Annotated in this window: 10 protein-coding genes; 7 read left to right on the top strand and 3 right to left on the bottom strand. The window is 73.3% G+C overall.

All coding sequences use genetic code 11. From position 1 onward, the window contains the following. Positions 1 to 20 precede the first annotated feature (20 nt). Both ABD292_RS01850 and ABD292_RS01845 read right to left on the bottom strand, forming a co-directional pair. Entirely contained in the window at positions 21 to 413 is a 393-nt protein-coding gene (locus tag ABD292_RS01850) for a hypothetical protein (RefSeq protein ID WP_344204713.1), read from the bottom strand. 50 nt (positions 414 to 463) lie between these two features. Beyond that, the gene (locus ABD292_RS01845; protein WP_344204712.1) at positions 464 to 1012 is read right to left on the bottom strand and encodes a hypothetical protein; all 549 of its coding nucleotides are present in this window, start codon (positions 1010 to 1012) and stop codon (positions 464 to 466) included. Positions 1013 to 1104: 92 nt separating this feature from the next. Here ABD292_RS01845 and ABD292_RS01840 point away from each other — a divergent pair, with 92 nt between their 5' ends. From ABD292_RS01840 to ABD292_RS01830, 3 genes are all read left to right on the top strand, one after another. Continuing rightward, positions 1105 to 1824, top strand: coding sequence for a TetR/AcrR family transcriptional regulator (locus ABD292_RS01840; RefSeq protein ID WP_344204711.1), 720 nt, complete (start codon positions 1105 to 1107; stop codon positions 1822 to 1824). Beyond that, positions 1817 to 4309, top strand: coding sequence for a PEP/pyruvate-binding domain-containing protein (locus tag ABD292_RS01835; protein ID WP_344204710.1), 2493 nt, complete (start codon positions 1817 to 1819; stop codon positions 4307 to 4309). The genes ABD292_RS01840 and ABD292_RS01835 overlap by 8 nt, the downstream gene beginning before the upstream one ends. Positions 4310 to 4440: 131 nt before the next feature. After that, a complete protein-coding gene (locus ABD292_RS01830) occupies positions 4441 to 6387 on the top strand; it encodes a GTP-binding protein (protein ID WP_344204709.1) in 1947 nt (648 codons plus the stop codon). On the opposite strand, the gene mgtA is transcribed toward ABD292_RS01830, so the two are convergent. Further along, positions 6333 to 9020 (bottom strand): magnesium-translocating P-type ATPase, encoded by a 2688-nt coding sequence (gene mgtA, locus ABD292_RS01825; protein ID WP_344204708.1) that lies wholly within the window; start codon positions 9018 to 9020, stop codon positions 6333 to 6335. The two genes, ABD292_RS01830 and mgtA, sit on opposite strands and share 55 nt — an antisense overlap. Positions 9021 to 9265: 245 nt before the next feature. On the opposite strand from mgtA, the gene ABD292_RS01820 reads away from it, so the two are divergent. The 4 genes from ABD292_RS01820 to ABD292_RS01805 all read left to right on the top strand — a co-directional run bounded on the left by ABD292_RS01820 (position 9266) and on the right by ABD292_RS01805 (position 18383). After that, positions 9266 to 10903 carry an NADH-ubiquinone oxidoreductase-F iron-sulfur binding region domain-containing protein gene (locus tag ABD292_RS01820; RefSeq protein WP_344205284.1) on the top strand — a complete coding sequence of 546 codons (1638 nt, stop codon included), beginning with the start codon at positions 9266 to 9268 and terminating at the stop codon, positions 10901 to 10903. Then, positions 10900 to 13572 (top strand): formate dehydrogenase subunit alpha, encoded by a 2673-nt coding sequence (gene fdhF / locus ABD292_RS01815; RefSeq protein ID WP_344204707.1) that lies wholly within the window; start codon positions 10900 to 10902, stop codon positions 13570 to 13572. Before ABD292_RS01820 ends, fdhF begins: the two co-directional genes overlap by 4 nt. Positions 13573 to 13761: 189 nt before the next feature. Next, complete coding sequence (locus ABD292_RS01810) at positions 13762 to 15153, top strand: glycoside hydrolase family 43 protein (RefSeq protein ID WP_344204706.1); 1392 nt, start codon at positions 13762 to 13764, stop codon at positions 15151 to 15153. Continuing rightward, on the top strand, positions 15150 to 18383 hold the full coding sequence (locus ABD292_RS01805) for a discoidin domain-containing protein (RefSeq protein ID WP_344204705.1): 3234 nt from the start codon (positions 15150 to 15152) through the stop codon (positions 18381 to 18383). Before ABD292_RS01810 ends, ABD292_RS01805 begins: the two co-directional genes overlap by 4 nt. Positions 18384 to 18404 lie beyond the last annotated feature (21 nt).

Genomic DNA, 18404 nt, shown 5'->3' with positions numbered 1-18404 from the left:
GATCGTGAACATCACCCGCATCAGTCCTCCACCTCGCAGTCGTACGGCAGGTCGCGCACCGGCTCGCAGCCCGCGGCCCGCACCCGCCAGCCGTCGCCGAAGCGGTGCAGGAAGAGCGTGTCGCCGGCCAGCCGCACCTGGGCGTTGTCGCCCCACACGCGCACGTCGGTGACCGCGCCGCCGGGGCCGAGCCCGAGCTCGCGCAGCGCCTCGGCGCAGGTCTGGCCGCGGTCGGGGAGCCGGTCGGCGGTCTTGGGGGCGAGCAGCGCGCACGCGGCGTCGTCCTGGTGCGCGGCGAGCGCGGCGTGGAAACGCTCGGCCGCCTGAGCCGGAGCCGCGCTGTCAGGGGCGCAGCCGGTCAAAGCCAGCGCCAGCAACACTCCCGACGCCGGCGCCACGAGCGGGATCTTCATAGCACGCTGCTACCCGTCGATCACCCGAACATGCCGCGCAGGCGGGCGAGTCAGCGCCCGAGCTGGTCGAGCACGGGGCTGACCAGCGCGTCGAGCTCGCGGGCGAGCACCGTCACCGCGCGGCGGGCGTGCTCCTCGACCTCGTCGTGCGGGCCCTCGGGCTCGGGCGGCAGGTCGCCGAGCGGCAGCGGCGCCTCCACCAGCAGGGAGGCGCGCAGGAACGGGACGCGGGCGAGGTCCTGCTGGGACGGCTCGACGTACTGGCCGAAGGTCTCCTGCCAGCCGAGCCAGCCGCGGTCGCGCCACCAGGCGCGCGAGCGGGTCAGCTCCTCCGGCAGCGGGGAGACGAGCCGGACGCGGGCGTAGAGCGTTCCGTCCCAGGTGTTGCGGTGACAGGTCGCCTCCAGCACGCGGCGGTCCCACCGCACGTAGCCGGGGGTGAGCGCGGGCGGCGTGGCGAGCCGCCACGCGGTGCACGCGAACCTGACGGGGGCGATGTCCCCCCACTCGAACTCGTCCAGGTTCTTGCGCACATGGACGGCGTAGCGCCCGTCGCGGTCCCTGTCGAAGTCCTGGTCGATCCAGAACGCCTTGGCCATGCACCCCACGCTACGGCCAGGACCCGGGAACGGCTTGCTCTTGATTGATTGACCAGATAGTTTCATCCAGTCAAACAAATGGGGGGAACCGGATGGCCAAAGCCGGACGACCGCCGCAGGACCCGGCGCGCCGGCTCGAACGCGCGCACCGCATCCTCGACGCCGCCGCCGAGCTGATCCTGCGCTGGGGCTACGACAAGACGACGATCGACGACGTGGCCCGCCGCGCCGGCGTCGCCAAGGGCACGATCTACCTGCACTGGAGGACCCGCGACCAGCTCTTCGCGGCGCTGCTGCGCCGCGAGCGGGTCCACCTGTTCGACGGCATCAGGGCGAGCGCCCCGGCCACGCTGCCCGAGCTGTTCGGCGGCCTGGTCCGCGAGACGCTGAACCGCCCCCTGCTGCGCGCGGTCCTGCTCGGCGACGACGAGGTGCTGGGCAAGCTCACGCGCATGAAGCGGACCAGCCGCACCGGCCTGGAGCTGGGCGGCCCCTTCGACACCTACATCGCCCGGCTGATCGGGCACGGCGCGGTGCGCGCCGAGCCCGGCGACCACCTGACGGTGATCAGCTCCATCGTGTACGGCTTCATCGCCCTGCCTGACCTGCTGCCCGAGAGCGCGCGGCTGCCCGACGAGCGGATCGCCGAACTGGTGACCGACACCGTGGAGCGGGCCATGTCCACCGGCCGCGCCCTGCCGGAGGCGGACCGGCGGGCCGTCGCCGAGGCGACCGCGGACATCCTGGACGCCATGGAGGAGGTCGCCCGCCGCCGGCTCGCGGCCTCGCTCGGGAACGAGGAGTGTGAGTGACGTGAACCTGGTGCTGCCCTTGGACGACCCGGCCGCCGACCTGGCCCTGGCGGGCGGGAAGGGGGCGTCGCTGGCCAGGCTCGCGCGGGCCGGGCTGCCGGTGCCTCGCGGGTTCCACGTGACGACCGCGGCCTACCGCGCGTTCGTGGCGGGCTTCCGCGACGAGATCGACCCGCGTGACCCGGAGGGCACCGCCGCGCTGTTCGCCCGGCACGAGATCCCCGACCAGGTCGCGGCCGCGATCAGGGAGGCGTACGCGGGGCTCGGCGACGACGTCGCCGTGGCGGTGCGCTCCTCGGCGACCGCCGAGGACCTGCCGGAGCTGTCCTTCGCCGGCCAGCAGGACACCTTTCTCAACGTCCGCGGCGACGGACTCCTGCCGGCGGTCCTGCGCTGCTGGGCCTCGCTGTGGAACGCCCGCGCGATCGCCTACCGCGACAGGAACGGCGTCCCGCACGACGACGTGGCGCTCGCCGTGGTGGTGCAGGAGCTCGTGGACGCCGACGCCGCAGGGATCATGTTCACCGCCGACCCGGTGACCGGCGCGCTCGACGAGACCGTGATCAACGCCTCCTGGGGGCTCGGCGAGGCGGTCGTCGGCGGGCAGGTCACCCCGGACACGCTCGTGCTGCGCGGCGGCGCGGTCGTCCGCGAGCAGGTCGGCGACAAGACCGTCATGACCGTGCGCACGCCCGACGGCACCGAGGACCGGCCGGTCCCCGCCGAGCTGCGCCGCGCCCCCGTGCTGAGCGCCGCGCAGGCGGCCGAGCTGGCCGCGCTCGGGACGCGCGTCCAGGACCTGTACGGCGTCCCCATGGACGTCGAGTGGGCCCGCCGCGCCGACGGCACCCTGGCCGTCCTCCAGGCCCGCCCGATCACCGGGCTCAGAGCGCGCCCGGAGGAGTGGAACGACAGCCTCAAGGGCGAATACCTGTGGACCGCGGGCAACCTCGGCGAGGCCATCCCCGACGTGATGACGCCGATCACCTGGTCGTACGTGCGGCTGTTCATCCACGAGGCGATGTCCGCCTCGGCGCTGCCCGGCTTCGACATGGTCGGCAACATCGGCGGCCGGTTCTACATGAACCTCAGCACCGTCCACACGATCGCGGCCGCGATGGGCATGGCCAAGCGGACCTCCGCGACGGAGAACGTCTTCGGCAAGCTGCCCCCGGGACTGGACGTGCCGAAGGTGGCCCTGTCCCGCTGGGAGATCATCAGAAGGGTGCTGCCGATGGCGGTGGCCCTTCAGCGGCGGGTCCGTACGAACCTCAAGGCCATGCCCGCCTTCCTGGCCTCCTCCCGGCGGCGCTGCGAGGAGCTGCGCGCCCGCGTCGCCGCCACCCCCACCGCCCCCGAGCTGGCCGGGCTGTGGGAGCGCGAGATCCGCCCGCACGTGGTCACCGCCTGCCGGATGCTGGAGGCGGCCGGCCGTCAGGGCGGCGGCACCCTCGTCTGGACCCGCGACAAGCTGCGCAAGCTGGCCGGCGAGGGCGACGCCGAGGCCATGCTGTCCGGCGTCGACGCGGGCGGCGGGCTCGCCAGCATGGGCCTGCTCCTCGGCCTGTCCCGGCTGGCCCGCGGCGAGATCACCCGCGAGGAGTTCGCGGCCGCGTACGGGCATCGCGGGCCGCACGAGTTCGAGGTGTCGAAGCCGCGGCCGGGCGAGGACCCGGCGTGGATCGACGCCCAGCTCGCCGGGCTGCGCGACCTGCGCACCGACACCGAGGCGCTGCTCGCCCGGCAGGAACGGGCGCGGGAGGAGGCGTGGGCGCGCTTCGCCGCCCGCCACCCGGGCCGGGAGGCGCGGATGCGCGAGCGGGTGCGCCGCTGGGGCGCGGTCGTCCGCGACCGGGAGGAGGCGCGCTCGGAGACCATGCGCGCCTTCTGGGTGCTGCGGGCGTTCACGCTGCGCGCGGGGGAGCTGACCGGGCACGGCGACGACGTCTTCTTCCTGTCCCTGGAGGAGCTGCTCGGCCTGCTGCGCGGCGACGCCGCCGGCCTGGAGCGGGTGCCGGCGCGGCGGGCCGCCTACGAACGGTACGCGGCGCTGCCGCCGTACCCGGTGCTGATCGTCGGGCACTTCGACCCGGTGCGCTGGGCGGCCGACCCCGACCGGCGGGCCGACGTGTACGACGCCCGCGGCGGCCTCGCCCCCGTCGGCGACGCCGTGACCGGCTTCCCCGGCGCGCCCGGCGTGGTCGAGGGCGTCGCCCGGGTGCTCGCGGGCCCGGACGAGGGCGACCGGCTGAAGCCCGGCGAGATCCTGGTGACGACGCTCACCAACGTGGGCTGGACGCCGATGTTCCCGCGCGCCGCGGCCGTCGTGACCGATCTCGGCGCGCCGCTGTCGCACGCCTCCATCGTGGCCCGCGAGCTCGGCATCCCGGCCGTGGTCGGCACCGGCAACGCCACCATGCGCCTGCGCGACGGCGACCGCGTCCGCGTGGACGGCGAACGCGGCACCGTCGAGCTTCTCGGCTGAGTTTTAATCGGTTGCCTCCGGGCCGGGCCCTCTGGTCTGCTGGCCGGGAACCCCAGGAAAGGAGCAGAAATGCGAGCGACTGTCGTGTCCCTCCGTCACAGGACCGCACCCATCGAAGGACATGACGTTCGTTGCACACGCTCAACCTGGGAATTCTCGCGCATGTGGACGCGGGCAAGACGAGCCTGACCGAGCGGCTGCTGCTCGCCGCCGGGGTCATCGACGAGCTCGGCAGCGTCGACGACGGCAGCACCCAGACCGACACGCTCGACCTGGAACGCCGGCGCGGCATCACCATCAGATCGGCCGTGGTCTCGTTCGCCGTCGGCGACACCACGGTCAACCTCATCGACACCCCCGGCCACCCCGACTTCATCGCCGAGGTCGAACGGGTGCTCAACGTGCTCGACGGCGCGGTGCTCGTGGTCTCCGCCGTCGAGGGCGTGCAGGCGCAGACCCGCGTGCTCATGCGGACGCTGCGCAGGCTCGGCATCCCCGCGCTGGTCTTCGTCAACAAGATCGACCGCCGGGGCGCGCGGCCCCGCGCCGTGCTGGAGGAGCTGGCCTCCCGGCTGGCGCTGCCGGTCGCCGCCATGGGCGAGGTCGCCGGCGCGGGCACCCCGGAGGCGGCCTTCGTCCCGTACGGCGGGGCGGAGCTGCTCGACGTGGTCACGCTGCACGACGACGCGCTGCTGGCGGCGTACGTGCGGGGCGGGGCCGTGCCGCCCGCCCGGCTGCGGGCCGCGCTCGCCGCCCAGACCCGCGCGGGCCTGGTGCACCCGGTGTTCTTCGGCTCGGCCATCACCGGGGCCGGGGTGGACGACCTGGTGGCGGGCGTACGCGAGCTGCTGCCCGCCGCCGGCGGCGATCCCGGCGGGCCGGTCTCGGGGGCGGTGTTCAAGGTCGAGCGCGGCCCGGCGGGCGAGAAGCTCGCCTACGCGCGCCTGTTCTCCGGGACGTTGCGCGTCCGCGACCGCCTCCGCCTGCCGGGCGGCGGCGAGGCCCGCGTGACCGGCATGGACGTCCTCAGCGTCCCCGCTTCCCGCGGGTCGGTCGCCGCCGGTCAGATCGCCCGCCTGCGGGGTCTCGACGCGGTACGGGTGGGCGACCCGCTGGGCGAGCCGCCGCCCCGAGCCGGGGAGGGCCACTTCGCGCCGCCCACCCTGGAGACCGTGGTGCGGCCGGCCCGCCCCGCCGACCGGGGCGCGCTGCTGCTCGCCCTGACCCGCCTCGCCGAGCAGGACCCGCTCATCGGCCTGCGCCAGGACGACGCGCGCGGCGAGGTCTCGCTGACCCTCTACGGCGAGGTCCAGAAGGAGGTCATCCAGGCCACCCTGCTGGAGGAGGACGGCCTGGAGGTCTCCTTCATGAAGAGCACCACGATCTGCGTCGAGCGCCCGCTCGGCTCCGGCGCCGCCGTCGAGCTGATCGCCGTGGACCCCAACCCGTTCCTCGCCACGGTCGGCCTGCGGGTCGAGCCGGGTCCGCCTGGCGGCGGGGTGGCGTTCCGGCTGGAGGTGGAGCTGGGCTCGCTGCCGTACGCGTTCATGCGCACCATCGAGGAGACCGTGCACGAGACGCTCCGGCAGGGACTGCGCGGCTGGCAGGTGATCGACTGCGTGGTCACGCTCACCCACTCCGGCTACTGGGCCAGGCAGAGCCATTCGGGCGGCGTGTTCGACAAGAGCATGTCGAGCACGGCCGGCGACTTCCGCGCCCTGACGCCGCTGGTCGTCATGGAGGCGCTGCGGCGGGCCGGGACCGTGGTGTGCGAGCCGGTGCACCGCTTCACGCTGGAGCTGCCCGCCGACACGACCGGCGAGGTGCTGCCGGTGCTGGCCCGGCTCGGCGCGGTCCCCCGCGCGCAGGGGCCGGGCCTGATCGAGGGGGAGATCCCGGCGGCGCGGGTGCACGAGCTGGGGCAGCGCCTGCCCGGCCTGACCCGGGGGGAGGGGGTGCTGGCCAGCGCCTTCGAGCGCTACCGCCCCGTACGCGGCCCGGCCCCCGCCCGCCCCCGCCTCGGTCACGACCCGCTCGACCGCAAGGAGTACCTGCTGCGCGTGCGGCGGCGGGTGTGACCGCCAGGCGGGAGGGCGGCCGGGATGGTGAAGCGGTGGGCCCTGCGGTGCGCGGCGTGGGCGGGCGTACGCTCACGCCCGGCGGGGGCCGGGGGCACGCCCCGGTAGAACCAGAGCTTGCCGAGCTCGATGAGCACGAGGTAGGCGGCCACCATCAGGGCGAGGACGAGGAAGAACGGCCCGGGCAGCGGCCGGAAGCCCAGAGCGGCGGCGAAGGGCGCGGCGGGGATGAGCGCGCCGACGGCGACGACGCCCAGGGCGGCCAGCAGCAGCGGGACGCTGGGCCGGCTGCGGAGGAAGGGCACCCGCCTGGTGCGGATGGCGAAGATCACCAGGACCTGGGTGGCGAGGGACTCGACGAACCAGCCGGTGCGGAACAGCGGCGGGCCGGCCTGGAAGAGGCCCAGCATGACCGCGAAGGTGGCGAAGTCGAACAGCGAGCTGATCGGGCCGAAGAACAGCATGAACCGCCGGATCAGCCGCACGTCCCAGCGGGAGGGCCGCCGCAGCCGCTCGGGATCCACGGTGTCGGTGGGGATGGCGAGCTGGCTTGCGTCGTAGAGCAGGTTGTTGAGCAGGATCTGGGACGGCAGCATCGGCAGGAAGGGCAGGAACGCCGAGGCCGCGGCGGCGGAGAACATGTTGCCGAAGTTGCTGGAGGTGCCCATCAGGACGTACTTCATGGTGTTGCCGAAGATCCGGCGGCCCTGGAGGACGCCGTCGGCCAGGATGTCGAGGTTCTTCTCCAGCAGCAGCACGTCGGCGGCGTCTTTCGCGACGTCGGTGGCCGTCTCGACGGAGATGCCCACGTCGGCGGCGTGCAGCGCGAGCACGTCGTTGACGCCGTCGCCGAGGAAGGCCACGTCCAGGCCGCCGCGCCGCTGGACGCGCACGATGCGGGCCTTGTGCTCGGGGGTGACGCGGGCGAAGACCGTGCTCTGCTCGATGAGCGTGGCCAGGTGGGCGTCGTCGGCCGCCTCGACGTCCTGGCCGGTCAGCACCCGCCCGCCCGGCAGGCCGAGGTCGGCGCACAGCTTGGCGGCGACCGTGGGGTTGTCGCCGGTGAGGACCTTGACGGTGACACCGAGGCCGGTGAGGCGGTCCAGCGCCTGCGGCGCGCCGGCCTTGGGCGGGTCGAGGAAGACCAGGAGGCCGCGGAAGGTGAGGTCGTGCTCGTCGGCCGGGGTGAGCGTCGTCCGCCGGGCGTCGGCTCCGTGCAGCGGCCGGGTGGCCACCGCCACCACGCGGTTGCCCGCGGCGAACTCGGCTTCGAGCATGGCCTTCGCCTGGTCGCCGATGGGGGAGCTGCGCTCCAGCACGGCCTCGGGAGCACCCTTGGTGATGATCACGCGGTGGCCGTCGTCGTCCTCGACCAGCACGGACGCGGTACGCCGCTCGTGGTCGAAGGGCACGAGGGCGAGCCGCCGGCAGCGGGCCGCCGACGCTCGCAGGACGCCGGCGGCGGGGGCCTCCCACAGGGCGGCGTCCAGGGGATTCCCGCTCACGACACGGCCCTGCCCGTCGGAGGCGGCGGCCTCGTTGCACAGCAGGCCGAGTACGAGCACGTCGTCGGCGGGGCGTCCGTCCGGGCCGAGCGAGCGCATGAAGCTGATCCGACCCTCGGTGAGGGTTCCGGTCTTGTCGGTGAACAGCACCTCGATGTCACCCAGGTCCTCGATGCAGACCAGGCGTTTGACCAGCACCCGGCTTTGCGCCAGGCGCCGGGTGCCGGCCGCCAGGCTGGTCGAGACGACGGCGGGCAGCAACTGCGGGGAGATGCCGACGGCGATCGCCAGGGAGAACAGCAGCGCGTCCAGGACCGGGCGGTCCAGGACGAGGTTGATGGCGAAGATGGCGGCGGTGAGCGCGGCGGCGACCCGTACCAGCAGCATGGAGAACCTGCGCAGCCCGATCTGGAACTCGGTCTCCGGGTGGCGTTCGCCGAGCCGGAGCGCGATCCGCCCGAACTCGGTCCGTCCCGCCGTCGCGACGACGACGCCGGTCCCGGACCCGGCGTGCACCACGCTGCCCATCAGGGCGGAGCTTCGCAGGTCGGCCAGTGCGGCGCCGGCGCTCACGGCCTCGGAGGTCTTCACGACGGGCATCGACTCGCCGGTCAGCACCGATTCGTCGCACTCCAGCTCCGTCACCGACACCAGCCGCAGATCGGCCGGCACGATGTCGCCCAGCCGCAGCTCCACGAGGTCGCCCGGGACCAGGGAGGTCACGTCGGCGAGCCGGGGCCGGCCGTCGCGCCGTACCAGGCAGCGGTGCCGGATCTGGGAGTGCAGCGCCTCGGCGGCCTTCTCCGCGCGGTATTCGTTGACGAACCCGAGCCCGACCGAGGCCGCCAGGATGACCCCGATGATCAGGGCGTCCGACCGTTCACCGAGGAAGAACGACGCGGCCGCGGTGACGGCGAGCAGGACCAGCAGGGGCGAGCGCAACTGACGGGCCAGCACCGCGGCGCGGCGCGCCCGGTGGGTGCGCAGCGCGTTCGGCCCCACCGTGGTCAGGCGGCGCTCGGCCTCCGCCTGGCTGAGGCCGCCGGTCGTGCCGCCCAGCCGGGCCAGCACCTCGTCCACCGGCAGCGCCGCCGCGGTCCCGGCCTCCAGCGCGTCCGCCCCCGTCACGTCACCTGCCGGAGGCGGATCATCGCCGGCCGGCCTGGTCGTCTCTCACCGTCGCCTCCCGTCCGGTCCTGCCGGAGGAGCTTCCCCGGGCCCGCCGGTACGAGTCCCGCTGCTGAGGAAACTCTTGCCCTCCCCTCCTGTCTCGGGTGTCCGATATGAGGGAAACGGGCATGCACAATCCGTGAAGCCACCCTTTTGACGCGTTCCGCGCACTCGCCGATCGGCGCGGACGGCCGGGCGCCTGGCTGCTCGACGCGCTCGCCGCCGCTGCCGCCGAGCACGCGGGACCGCCCGCGAGGTGGGCGCCCGAGGTCGCCCGCAGGTTCGGGCTGCCCGCGGCCGCCGGGCTCGGGCCCGCCACCTACTTCGCCGACCTGGCGACACCGCACGGACGCCGCCACGTGCGGGTCTGCACCGCTACGGCGTGTTTCGCGGCCCAGGCGGGCCGGCACCTGCCCGCCGTCGAGCACGCGCTCGGCGTCACCGCCGACGAGCACGCGCTCGGCGTCACCGCCGACGACGACCGCGACCCGGATCCCGGCGTGTCCCTGCGGACCGTCCGCTGTCTCGGTTACTGCTACGGGGGACCGGCCGCGCTGGACGGCGTGACGGTCTGCGCGGGGCCGGACCTCGCCGACCAGCTCGCCGGGCGCGCCCGGCCGCACGCGCCGCCCATCCCGGCGGCCGACGCCACGGGCGACCCGGTGGTGCTCGCGGGCGTCCTGGGCGACGAGGACCCGTGGCTGATCTGGGCGGAGACCGTGAGCCGGCGAAGCCCCGAGGTGGTCCTGTCGGAGGTGGCGGCCTCCGGGCTGCGCGGCCGGGGCGGGGCCGGTTTCCCCGTGGCGGCCAAATGGGCGGCGGCGGGCGGCTCGCCGGACACCGTGGTGATCGCCAACGGAGACGAGGGAGACCCCGGCTCCTACGCCGACCGGCTGCTCATGGAGGCCGATCCGGCGCGGGTGCTCGCGGGGCTGGCGCTGGCCTGCTTCGCCTGCGGGGCGCGTCGCGGTCTCGTGCTGGTCCGCTCGGAGTATCCGCGGGCGCTGGCACTGATGCGGGAGGCGGTGGAGCGGGCCCGCGCGGACGGCCATCTCGGCCGCCGGCCGCACGGCGGCGGCGCCGACCTGGAGATCGAGGTGGTGGCGGGCGCCGGCTCGTACGTCGCCGGCGAGGAGACCGCGCTGATCGCCGAGCTGGAGGGCGGCCGAGGCTGCGCGCGGGCCCGGCCTCCGTACCCCACGGACCGGGGACTGTGGGACTCCCCGACCGTGGTCAACAACGTCGAGACGCTGGCCGCCGTACCGTGGATCGTCAGCCGCGGCGGCGCCGCCTACGCCCGCCGCGGCACGCCCGGGGAGACCGGCACGAAACTGGTCTGCCTGTCCGAACGGTTCGCCCGTCCCGGCTGCCACGAGGTCGAGCTCGGCACCCCGGTCCGGCGGATCGTCACCGAGCTGGGCGGCGGGCTGCGGGACGGGGCCCAGCTGGCGGTGCTGCAGGTCGGCGGCCCGCTGGGCGGGTTCCTCGCCGAGGAGGAGCTGGACGTCCCGCTCACCGAGCGGGATCTGGCGGGCCTCGGCGCGGCGCTCGGCCACGCCGGGCTGGTCGCCGTGGACGAGCGGATCGAGCCGCTGGACGTGCTCAGGCACGTGTGGGAGTTCGCCGCGGCCGAGAGCTGCGGCGCCTGCTCACCCTGCCGGGTCGGTTCGCGGCGAGGGCTGGAGCGGGTGCGCTCCGGGGTTCCTCCTGGCGACGCCTACGGCCGCATGCTGCGGGTGATGGGCGAGGCCAGCCTGTGCGCGTTCGGCCGGCGGCTGCCGTACGCGGTGCGCGGCCTGGTCCGCGCGTACGGGGAGCGGCTGCGGGGGTGGGGCGGATGAGGGTGACCGTGGACAGCCGTCCGGTGGACGTCCCCACCGGGGCGTCGCTGCTGTCGGCCGTACGCGCGGCCGGCCTCGGTGTGCCCACGCTCTGCCATGACGACCGGCTCACGCCCGTCGGCTCCTGCCGGGCATGCTCGGTGCGGGTGGACGGGCGCGTCGTGGCGGCCTGCGTCACCCCGGCGGCCGAGGGCGCCGAGGTGACCGTCGAGGGGGAGGAGCTGCGCGGCCTGCGCCGGGACGCCGTGGAGCTGATCGTCTCGGTGCTTCCGCCGTACGCGCTGGACGGCGACGGCGAGCTGGCCAGGACCTGCCGGGAGCTCGGCATCGGCCCGGAGAGCGCCGGAGGCGGCGCGGAAAGGGGCCGGGACGACAGCCATCCGTTCGTCCGGCTCGACCGGGACCTCTGCATCGCCTGCGGCCGGTGCGTACGCATGTGCGCCGAGGTCCAGGGCACGTTCGCGCTCACGCTGACCGGCAGGGGATCGGAGACCGTGGTCGCGCCGGGCACCGGCGGCCTCTGGGCGGACTCCGACTGCGTCTCCTGCGGGGGCTGCGTGGACACCTGCCCGACCGGCGCGCTCACCGAGCCAGGACTGCCCGCGGGGTCCTGGCTGGGCGCGCTCACCCGTACCCGCACCACCTGCGGGTACTGCGGCGTCGGCTGCGCCCTGGACGTGCTCACTCGCGACGGCGAGGTCGCCGCGGTACGCCCGGCCGGCGACGGTCCGGTGAACCGCGGCCACGCCTGCGTCAAGGGCCGCTTCGCCCACGGGTTCCTGCGCGCCGGCGACCGGCTCACCCGGCCGCTGCTGCGCGAGCGCTCCGGCCGCCTTGAGCCGGTCAGCTGGGAGGAGGCGCTGGCGCACATCGCCCGCGGCATCCGCGACGCCGTCGCCGGGGCGGGGCCGGGCTCGGTGGCGGCGATCTCCTCGGCCCGCTCGACCAACGAGGAGAACTACCTGCTCCAGAAGCTCATGCGCGCGGTCGTCGGCACCAACAACATCGACAACTGCTCCCGCCTGTGCCATTCGCCGTCGGCCGCCGGGCTCACCGCCACGTTCGGCCTGGCGGGCGGCACCGACGCCTTCGAGGACGTGGAGCGGGCCGACTGCCTGCTCGTGGCCGGCGCCAACCCCGCCGAGGCGCACCCGGTGGTTGGCGCGCGGCTGCTCCGGCAGGTGCTGGGCGGCGCGCGGCTGGTCGTCGCGGACCCTCGCGCCGTCGGGCTCGCCCGCCACGCCGACGTGCACCTGAGACCCCGGCCCGGAACGAACGTCGCCCTGTTCAACGGGCTCGCGCACGTCCTGCTCGCCGAGGGCCTGATCGACGAGGACTTCCTGCGGCGCCGCGCGGCCGGGCTGCCCGAGCTGGCCGCGGTCCTCGACGATCACCCGCCCGGCCGGGTGGCCGCGATCACCGGGGTGCCCGAGGCGGACCTGGTCGCCGCCGCGCGGCTCTACGGACGGGCCGAGCGCCCCGCGATCCTGTACGGGCTCGGCGTGACCGAGCACCTGCACGGCACCGACGGCGTACGGACGCTGGCGAACCTGGCGATCCTGCGCGGCGCGGTCGGCACCGGGCGCGGGTTCGGCGTGAACCCGCTGCGCGGCCAGAACAACGTCCAGGGCGCCTCCGACATGGGCGCGCTGCCCGACCTGCTGCCCGGTTACGGCAAGGTCCGCGACCCGGTCGCGCGCGGCAGGGCCGAGCAGGTGTGGGGTGTCCGGCTGCCCGGCCACGACGGCCTGCGGATCCCGGAGATGTTCGCGGCGGCCCGCGCGGGAGACCTGCGGGTGCTGTGGATCGTCGGGGAGGACGTGGCGACCACCGACCCCGACGCCAACCGGGTCGTCGAGGCGCTGGAGTCCTGCCCGCTCGTCATCAGCCAGGAGCTCTTCCTGTCCGAGACCGCCCGCCGCGCCGACGTGGTCCTGCCGGCGGCCTCCTGGCTGGAGAAGGACGGCACCTTCGTCAACTTCGACCGGCGCTTCCAGCGCGTACGCCCCGCGCTCCCGCCGCCCGGCGAGGCACGCGCCGACTTCGCCATCGTGCACGCGGTCGCCGCGGCGCTCGGGGCGGACCTGGGCTGCCCGACGCCCGCCGCGGCGCTGGCGGAGTGCGGGCGGGTGGCTCCCGTCTTCGCCGGGATCTCGCACGAGCGGCTGGACCGGGAGGGAGCCGTGCCCTGGCCGTGTCCCGAGGTCGGCCGGCCCGGGGTGAGCCGGCTCTACCAGGACCGTTTCGCCACCGCCGACGGGCTGGCGCGGCTGGCCGCCCGTCCCTACCTGCCGCCGGGCGAGGCCGCCGACGACGACTACCCGCTGATCCTCGTCACCGGCCGTCGCTGGGCGCACTACAACTCCGGCACCATGACCCGGCGGAGCGGCGCCGTCGCGATCGACCCGACGGACCACCTCGACCTGCACCCCGCCGACGCGGCCCGCGCGGGCCTCCGCGACGGCGATCCGGTGCTCGTGGAGAGCCGGCACGGGCAGGCCACGCTGACGGCGCGGGTCACCGAGGAGGTCCTGCGCGGCCAGGTGTTCTGCGCCTTCCACTTCGCCGCCAGCCGGGTGAACGCGCTGATCTCCAGCCACGCGGACACCGTCACCTCGTGCCCCGAGTACAAGGTCACCGCCGTATGTCTCCGAAAGCCTTTTCGGTGAGATCGAATCGTAACATGACGCTCGCTCGCTGATCAGTGGCGGTGAGTCCCCAAAGTCGCAGGTAGGGGCGCATGCAAGCCATAGCAGTGACGCATTGACAGCCCGCCGCCGCCGGTTTACGTTCCCGAAAACCTTTTAGGTCTCCTCGGAATGGATGTTAGCGCTAACAGAAAAGGGAGCACACCCCCCATGAGACGACGACGGGCGGCGGCCCTCGCCGCGGCACTCCTGCTCCTCCTCCTCGGCACCGCGCCCCCCGCGCTCGCGGGCGCGCCGATCACCACCGCGATCTACACGGCCGACCCGGCCGCGCTGGTCGTGAACGACACCCTGTACCTCTACACCGGTCACGACGAGGCCCCGACCGGCGGCACCAACTTCGTCATGCGCGACTGGCACGTCTTCACCTCCTCCGACGCCGCCACCTTCACCGACCAGGGCGCCAAGCTGGCCATCTCCAACTTCTCCTGGGCCGGCGCGGACGCCTGGGCCGGCGAGGTCGAGCGCGGCGCGGACGGCAAGTACTACTGGTACGTCCCCGTCAACGGCAACGGCGCCGGCTGGATGGACATCGGCGTCGCGGTCGGCGACACCCCGCTCGGCCCGTTCCGCGACGCCAAGGGCGGCCCGCTGGTCAGCGACAGCACCCCCAACTCCTCGCCGCTCAACATCGACCCCACCGTCTTCACCGACGACGACGGCCAGGTCTACATGTACTGGGGCTCCTACTACGGCCTGCGCGCCGCCCGCCTCACCAGCAACATGACCTCGCTGAGCGGCTCGGTCATCACCCCGAGCGGCGTGACGAACTTCTGGGAGGCCCCCTGGATGTTCAAGCGCAACGGCGTCTACTACCTCGCCTACGCCGCCAACGACTCGGCCTGCTCCGCGCCCGGCTACGCCTGCATCCGCTACGCGACCGCGAGCAACCCGCTCGGCCCGTGGACGCACCGCGGCGTCGTGCTCGACCAGGTCAGCTCGACCACCAACCACCCGGCGATCATCGAGTTCAAGGGCCAGTGGTACATGGTCTACCACAACGCCTCCAGCCCCGGCGGCGGCAACTTCCGCCGCTCGGTGACCATCGACAAGCTGTACTTCAACGCCGACGGCACCATGCAGAAGGTCGTGCAGACCGGCGGGCCGGTCACCCCGGGCAACCTCGCCGCGAGCGCTGCCGCCTCCACCTCGTACGTCTCCCCGTGGGAGACGCTGGCCGCGGTCAACGACGGCTACACCCCGGCGAACTCGGCCGACCACAGCCACGGCGCCTACGGCAACTGGAACCACCAGGGCACCGAGTGGATCGAGTACCGCTGGCCCACCGCCCAGACGGTCTCCCGCTCCGAGGTCTACTGGTTCGACGACGACCAGGGCATCGACCTGCCCGCCTCCTGCCGGGTGCAGTACTGGACCGGCAGCGCCTACGCCGACGTCCCCGGCCAGTCGGGCTGCGGCGTCGCGGCGAACACCTTCAACGCCACCACCTTCCCCTCGATCAGCACCACCAGGCTCCGGCTGAACATCACCTCGCGCACCGGCTACTCGACCGGCGTCCTCGAATGGAGGGCCTTCTCGTGAGACGTGTCCTGACCGCTCTTCTGCTGGTCGCGGGCCTGGTCGTGGCGGGCGCCCCGGCCAACGCCGACCAGACCATCGGCTATCCGACCTTCAGCGGCCCGGCCGTCCCGGCCCCGCCGGGCACGTACACGACCGGCAACGCGATGCGGGCCATCTACGACGCCGAGAGCTCCGGCACCGACTTCTGGATGGACCGGCTGCTCGCCCGGCCCGGCAACGACCCGGCCGGCACCTGGCTGATGACGCGCGGCCGGGCGCTGTTCATGAAGACGCACACGCCCGGCACGCTCGGCTTCGCGGGGCAGGTGGCGTACTGGGAGAGCATCAGCAACGCCAATGCGTTCACCGTGGCCGTCACGCCCGGCACCTTCACCGAGCAGGTGAACTCCCGCTGGCAGGCGCCGAGCCACTGGAAGAGCCGGCACACCTCCGGCTCGGTCACGATCGACCAGACCAAGTTCATCACCGACAACAACGTGGCCGTCGCCAACCTCGCCATCACCAACGGCGGCTCGGCCTCGACCACGCTGCAGCTGCGCGCCACCTCGCCGTACGCGACCACGGGCAGCGGCAGCGAGCTGACCGGCCAGGTCAACGCCTACAACAACCTCACCACGCTCTACCCGAGGCTCACCGGCGACGGCTTCACGGTCTCCAGCGGCGGGCTCAACCGCTCGGTCACCGTCGCCGCCGGCGCCACCGTGACCGTCAAGGTCGTGATGGGCTTCGTCACCAACGAGATCCCGGCCTCGCGCACCGAGTACGACGCCTACGCCGGCTACACGCCCGCCACCGCGTTCGCCACGCACGTGCGCGCGTACAACCGCTGGTGGGCCGACAACGTCCCCTACATCGACGTGCCCGAGCCCGGCATCAAGAAGAACATCTACTACCGCTGGTGGCTGATGCGCTACAACCACCTCGACGCGGACATCCCCGGACAGACCTTCCAGTTCCCGACGTCGATGGAGGGCGTGCTCGGCTACAACAACGCGATCGCGCTGACCCAGCCCATGCACATCGACGACCTGAAGTACCTGCGTGACCCGGCCTACGCCTACGGCGACTGGCTCAGCGTCGGCCAGACCTCCAAGAACGGCCGCTTCCTCGACAACCCCGGCGACCCCGAGAACTGGTCCAACAGCTACACCCAGTACATCGCCGAGGCCGCGTGGAAGAGCTACCAGATCCACGGCGGCCAGCCCGGCATCGCCGCCAACCTCGCCCGCTACGCCGAGCAGGACGTCAAGGGCCAGCTCTCCTACTACGACACCGACAACAACAAGCTCATCGAGTACGACTGGGGCGCGCTCACCGGCAACGACGCCGACGCCGTCTCCTTCCACTGGAAGCCCGGCCGGATGGACCGCGCCGAGTCCGCCTACCAGTACAGCGGCGCCCTCGCCGCGGCGCAGGCGTACGAGGCCATCGGCAACACGGCCAAGGCCACCGAGATGCGCAACCTCGCCACCCAGATCCAGAACGCCATCGTCGGCGTGCTGTGGAACCCGAGCCGGCAGCTGTTCGAGCACCGGCTGAAGTCCACCAACGAGTGGGTGCCGTGGAAGGAGATCAACAACTACTACCCGTTCGCGGTCGGCGCGATCCCGAACACGGCGACGTACAAGCAGGCGCTGCGCCTGTTCGACGACCCCGCGCAGTATCCGATCTTCCCCTTCTACACCGCGAACCAGGCCGACAAGGCGGCCTCGGGCACCGGCAGCAACAACTTCTCCACGATCAACTCGACCGTGCAGTTCCGGCTGCTCTCCTCGGTGCTGCGCAACTACCCGAACGAGTGGATCGACCCGACGTGGTACAAGAAGCTGCTCTACTGGAACGCCTGGGCCCAGTACGTCGGCGGCAACACCCAATGGCCCGACGCCAACGAGTTCTGGGCCGACTGGAACGGCTCGTCCATCACCTACCGCTCCTGGATCCACCACAACATCCTGGGCAGCAGCAACTGGACCGTGATCGAGGACGTCGCCGGCCTGCGCCCGCGCAACGACGCCAAGGTAGAGCTGTCGCCGATCAACATCGGCTGGTCCCACTTCACCGTCAACAACCTGCGCTACCGCAACGCCGACCTGACCATCGTCTGGGACGACCCGGCCGACGGCGTCGTCCGCTACCCGGGCGTGCCCCAGGGCTACTCGATCTTCATCAACGGCAGCCGCGTCGCCACCGTGTCGTCGCTGGTGCCGTTCACCTGGGATCCGGCCACCGGGGCCGTCACCACCTCCGGCACCGTCTCCTACAACGTCGCCGTGCCGGGGCTGCAGGCTCCCGCCCAGGTCAGCCAGACCAGCGCGCGCATGGTCGACCTGCTCGCCAAGGCCGGCGTCGACCTGACCGCCGACCTCGCCAACCTGGCCGCCGGCGCCACCGTCACGGCCTCCACCACCGCCTCCGGCAGCACCACGGCCGGCGCGGTGGACGGCTATCCCATCAACGAGCCGTTCTGGGGCGGCACCACCGCGGGCCAGGACTGGTACGAGCTCAACTTCGGCACCGCCCGCACGTTCAACGAGGTGCGGCTCTACTTCAAGGACAGCCGCCCGGCCAGCACGACCTACCGGGCCCCGGCCTCCTACGACATCCAGTACCACAACGGCAGCGCCTGGGTCAGCGCCCCCTCCCAGGCGAAGAACCCGGCCACGCCGCGCGCCAACTACAACGTGGTGCAGTTCCCCGCCGTCACCGCGCAGCGGGTGCGGGTGCTGGCCACGGCCGCCTCCGGCGCGCGGACCGGCCTCACCGAGATCAAGGTACACAACAGGGGCGGCGTCCAGCCGTCCGCCAACCTCGCGACCTCCGCCACGGCGAGCGCGTCCTCCACCTCCTCCTGGGAGAGCGTGGCCGCGGTCAACGACGGGATCGACCCGCCCTCGTCGAACGACACCGTCAACCCGCGCTGGGGCTGCTGGCCGGAGACCGGGCAGCAGTGGGTGGACCTGACCTGGTCCTCCTCGCGCACGCTCAACCGGGCCGAGGTGTACTTCTTCGACGACGAGCAGGGCATCGACATGCCGGCGTCGTGGAAGCTGCAGTACTGGAACGGCAGCGCGTACGTGGACGTGCCCGGCGCGTCGGCGTACACGCTGACCAAGAACGCCTACAACAACGTGACCTTCACCGCGACCGGCACCACGCGCCTGCGGGTGCTGCTCACCGGCAACGGCTCCAGCAGCGTCGGGCTCCTGGAGGTGAAGGCGTACGGGTCCTGAACCCGCCTGATCGACGAGGGC

Source organism: Nonomuraea bangladeshensis (assembly GCF_039529455.1).
Lineage (GTDB): Bacteria > Actinomycetota > Actinomycetes > Streptosporangiales > Streptosporangiaceae > Nonomuraea > Nonomuraea bangladeshensis.
The sequence above is the reverse complement of the archived record's forward strand: the minus strand, read 5'-3'. Positions and strand labels throughout refer to the sequence as shown.